This window comes from Frankia sp. CeRuru1, assembly GCF_977966315.1.
Genome location: NZ_CDWWEW010000463.1, coordinates 1 through 3,576 on the forward strand (window position 1 = coordinate 1; position 3,576 = coordinate 3,576).

A 3,576-nucleotide genomic window follows, 5' to 3' on the forward strand; every position below is an offset into this window, starting at 1 on the left:
CCACTGATGGCCGGCGACCCACCCGAGCCGCTCGCCGCGGCCCGCCGCGCCGACAGCCAGCGCCGCCGGCAGAAGGTCCTCGACACCCTCACCCGGCTCCAGAAAGCCGGCGAGGAGATCACCGTCTCGGCGGTCGCACGCGCCGCCGACGTCGACCGCTCATTCCTCTACCGGCACCACGACCTGCGCGCTCACGTTCTCACGCACGCCACGGAACCAGCCGGCGCAGCGCCCAGCCCCCGGATCAGCCAGCGGTCCCTGCTCGCCGACCTCGCCAACGTCCGCGCTTACAACGAGCGCCTGCGCCAGCAGAACGTCAAACTCACCCAACGGCTGTCGACCATCCTCGGCGCACAGGCATTCCACGCCGCCTGCCTCGCCGGAACCGACGAGGTAGCCGCGCTCCGCGAGCGCATCACCACCCTCGAACACCAGCTCCTCGACGCCCGCCGAGACCTCAACGACCTCCAGGACGAGCTCGTCGCCGCACGGACAGCGAACCGCAACCTGATCAGCACGCTCAACAGGCCAGCGCCGCACCCATCCGCGTGAACAACACCTGTCGCACACCCAGAACAGACCGCTGACCAGGAAAAACAGCACCATCTACCAAGATCATCCGAAAAGAAGTCCTGACCTGGCTCCGGACAACTTCGCTGTCCACGGAAACGGGATCACTCCACAACGATCCCGGCAGCAGCTGTTGTGCGATCCTGATAGCGGGCCAGGCTTCTCCCGGAAGGGGTCGTTGTGACGACGAAGGTTGATCGTCGCCGGCGGGTGACGTTGAGTGAGTTGCGTCGGCGCCGCGCAGACGTCTACGCGGTCGCACAACGCTACGGCGTCAGCAACATCCGCGTCTTCGGCTCGGTCGCCCGCGCCGACGCGGACGACGACAGCGACCTCGACCTGCTCGTCGACCTTGCCCCGGGACGGGGTCTGTTCGACCTCGGCGGCTTCATCAGCGAGGCCGAGTCGGCACTCGACGTCCACATCGACGCGACGACGGTGGCCGGCCTGCGACCCCGGCTACGCCAGCGCGTTCTTGCCGAGGCCGTTACCCTGTGAGGTCCGACGACGAGCGCCTGCGCGACATCGTCGAACACGCCGAGCTGATCGGCGCGCATCTGCCCGCCTCGCGGGACGAACTGGACAAAGATGTCGTCCTCGCCGCTGCCCTGATCAGGTGGGTGGGGATCATCGGAGAGGCGGCCGCACGGCTGTCCGATTCCTTCCGAAAGGGCCACCCCGAGGTTCCCTGGGCCGCGATAGCCGGCATGCGCAACCACCTGGTACACGGTTACTTCGCGGTCGACGCGGACTTGCTCTGGGTCGCGGTCACAATCGAAATCCCCGGACTTGCTCGGACCGTGCACCCTTGGCTCGATGACTGACCTTACAGCCACGCGACAGCACGTCTTGTTGGTTCCGGCGCCTGTCTCGCCGCGATGGAGGCGTGCTCTAGGGGCGGGGTTGCTGCTGGCACGCGACGGCGCCACGGCCGCCGAACTGACCGCCGTCGTCGACGGTGCGATGGCAGCCTGGCCTTCCTGTATCGACTAGTGGAGCGTGATTCTGATTCCTTTGTCAGCCGTTGTTGGCAACCAATTTCTTGATGTTGGTCTCGACGAGTTTGACCTTGGCCAGAATCTCCCCGGCTGTCGCGGTCCAGACGAACGGCTCCGCAGTGGAGTTCCAGTGCTCGATGTAGTCCCGGATCTGTTTGATCAGCACCTTGACCGAGCTGAAGGTGCCCCGCCGGATCGACTGCTTGGTGATGATACCGAACCAGTTCTCGATCTGATTGATCCACGACGATCCTTTGGGAGTGAAGTGGAACGTGATTCTGGGGTTCTCCTCGAGCCACTTCATCACGTCGGGCGTCGTGTGCGTGGAGAGATTGTCGAGGATGATGTGGATCTCTTTATCTCTGTGAGGCTCAACGGCTTTCTTGATGAACTCCAGGAAGTCGTCGCCCGTGCGGGTTGGGTAGCATTCACCGAAAACCTTTGGGTGTAGTTCCGGTCGAGTGAGATCATTTTGGTAGCGATCATCGAGTGCTGTGCCGGGGTTGGTCAAGAAGGGGGCTCCTTCTCGCTACGTTCCGTGGTGACGAAACCAAGAGGACGTGACAGCGAGAAGGAGCCTGCGTGTCAGGGTATGAGGAGCCGGTCGTGCCGCCGTCGGCGGGGCCGTTCACCGAGGCCAGGGCGCGGTACCTCGCGTTGGAGGCGCTGCTCGCCGGCGCGGACGCCCGCGCTGGCACGCACGACGAGGTCGAGGAGCTGGTCGACCGGCACGGCCGCGAGGTGTTGCGGGCGCTGTTCCAGGGCCATCTCGACCTGCGGGCCGGACAGGAGACGCGGGCTGACCCGCCGCCGGTCGGCGCCGACGGCGTGGCGCGTACCCGGACCGAACGCGGCCATGACCGGCGGCTGGTGTCGCAGTTCGGGCAGGTCACGGTCACGCGTAACGCCTACCGCGCGGCGGGGGTGGGCAACCTGCATCCCGCGGACCGGGCGCTGAACCTGCCGGTCGGGCTGTACTCGCACACGCTCGCACGCAGGCTTGCCCGGGAGGTGACCCGGGGCTCGTTCGACGACGCGATCGACGCGGTCGCCCGCGCGACCGGCCAGGTCCTGGGTAAACGGCTCGCCGTCGAGCTCGCCCGTGGCCTTGCCGCCGACGTGGCCGCCTTCTACGACCAGGCCCGGCCCGAGATCGCCGGCGCCGGCCGGTTGCTGGTGCTCCAGTTCGACGGCAAGGGCATCGTCATGCGCCCCGAGGCGCTGCGCCCGGCGACCGCGAAGGCCGCCCGGCAGGCCACCCAGCGGCTCGCGACCCGCCTGTCACCCGGGGAGAAGGCCAACCGTAAACGGATGGCCGAGATCGCCGTCGTGCACGACATTACCCCGGCGCCGCGCACCGTCGACGACGTCATCCCCCGCCGCCCGAAAGCCCAGGCCGCCAGCCCGCCGCAGCCACGGGCGGACGGGCCGAAGGCCACCGGGAAGTGGCTGACCGCCTCCGTCATCGACGACATCGCCACCGTCATCGCGGCAGGCTTCGACGAGGCGCAGCGGCGCGACCCCCACCACCAGCGGACCTGGGTCGTGCTCGTCGACGGGAACAACACCCAGATCGAGGCGATCCGCACCGAGGCCGCCCGCCGCTCGGTCACGGTGACCATCGTGGTCGGCTTCGTCCACGTCCTGGAGTACCTCTGGAAAGCCGCCTGGTCGTTCTTCGACCCCGGTGACCCCGACGCCGAGGCCTGGGTCAGCGACCGGGCCCGCCGAGTCCTGGCGGGCAAGGCCAGTGACGTCGCGACCGGTCTGCGTCGCCGCGCCACCTACAACGGCTACAACTCCACCGAACGCAAGGGCGCCGACACCGCGGCGGACTACCTCGACGCCAAGGCCCCCTACCTGCGCTATGACCTCGCGCTCGCCAACGGCTGGCCGATCGCCACCGGTCTCATCGAGGGAACGGCGAAGTGGCTCGTCAAGGACCGCATGGAGATCACCGGAGCCCGCTGGGGCCTCGACGGCGCCGAGGCCGTGCTACGGCTACGCA

At 67.8% G+C, this 3,576-nt stretch carries 5 protein-coding genes; 4 read left to right on the forward strand and 1 reads right to left on the reverse strand.

Annotated elements, in window-relative coordinates; translation table 11 throughout:
• From AC08OP_RS22700 to AC08OP_RS22710, 3 genes are all read left to right on the forward strand, one after another.
• The coding region (locus AC08OP_RS22700; RefSeq protein WP_476616027.1) for a DUF6262 family protein at positions 1 to 552 on the forward strand (552 nt) is incomplete at its 5' end.
• 198 nt (positions 553 to 750) lie between these two features.
• The gene (locus tag AC08OP_RS22705) at positions 751 to 1,068 is read left to right on the forward strand and encodes a nucleotidyltransferase domain-containing protein (RefSeq protein WP_476616028.1); all 318 of its coding nucleotides are present in this window, start codon (positions 751 to 753) and stop codon (positions 1,066 to 1,068) included.
• Positions 1,065 to 1,394: a HepT-like ribonuclease domain-containing protein gene (locus AC08OP_RS22710; protein WP_476616029.1), complete on the forward strand. Its 330-nt coding sequence runs from the start codon at positions 1,065 to 1,067 to the stop codon at positions 1,392 to 1,394. The genes AC08OP_RS22705 and AC08OP_RS22710 overlap by 4 nt, the downstream gene beginning before the upstream one ends.
• A 193-nt stretch (positions 1,395 to 1,587) precedes the next feature.
• Here the strand turns inward: AC08OP_RS22710 and AC08OP_RS22715 are convergent, their stop codons facing one another.
• Positions 1,588 to 2,079 (reverse strand): IS630 family transposase, encoded by a 492-nt coding sequence (locus AC08OP_RS22715; RefSeq protein WP_476616030.1) that lies wholly within the window; start codon positions 2,077 to 2,079, stop codon positions 1,588 to 1,590.
• A gap of 95 nt (positions 2,080 to 2,174) precedes the next feature.
• Here AC08OP_RS22715 and AC08OP_RS22720 point away from each other — a divergent pair.
• Positions 2,175 to 3,576: ISKra4 family transposase (locus AC08OP_RS22720; protein ID WP_476616031.1), on the forward strand; the 1,402-nt coding region annotated here is incomplete at its 3' end.